The 509-nt window shown below is 67.0% G+C and carries 1 protein-coding gene; it reads left to right on the forward strand.

What is annotated here, in order from left to right; genetic code table 11:
- Positions 1-509, forward strand: a 509-nt coding sequence (locus FMEAI12_RS00330; protein WP_235013538.1) for an ABC transporter substrate-binding protein, incomplete at both ends; no start/stop codon positions are given.

Raw genomic sequence — 509 nt, forward strand, 5'->3', positions numbered from 1 at the left:
GGCACTCCGCTCAATGCCGAAGCGGTGAAATTCAACTGGGACCGACTCAAGGACCCGGCCAGCGCCTCACCCAGCGCGGCGGAAGCGGCGATGGTCGCCTCGACCGAGGTAGTCGACGACGTCACCCTGAAAGTCACGATGACCACTCCCGTGACCGCGTACGCGCAGGCGATCGTCGGCTCGGCGATGAACTGGATCGCCTCACCGGCGGCCCTGCGGAAGGGTCAGCAGACCTTCGACGAGAGCCCTGTCGGCGCCGGCCCCTTCACTCTGCAGAGCTGGACCAGGCAGGCCGAGATCAGGCTCGTCAAGAACCCCCGCTACTGGGACGCACCCAAGCCCTACCTCGACGGCATCACGATGCGCGCGGTGCTCGACTCCGACCAGCGTTACAACACCCTGCAGACCGGGGGCGCGGACGTCGCCGTCGAGTCGAACCCCGTCAACTTCGACAAGGCCGACAAGGCCGGCCTGCCGAACACCGTGCTGGAGCTCAGTGGCGGGCTCTT

Source organism: Parafrankia sp. Ea1.12 (genome assembly GCF_900465275.1).
Lineage (GTDB): Bacteria > Actinomycetota > Actinomycetes > Frankiales > Frankiaceae > Parafrankia > Parafrankia soli.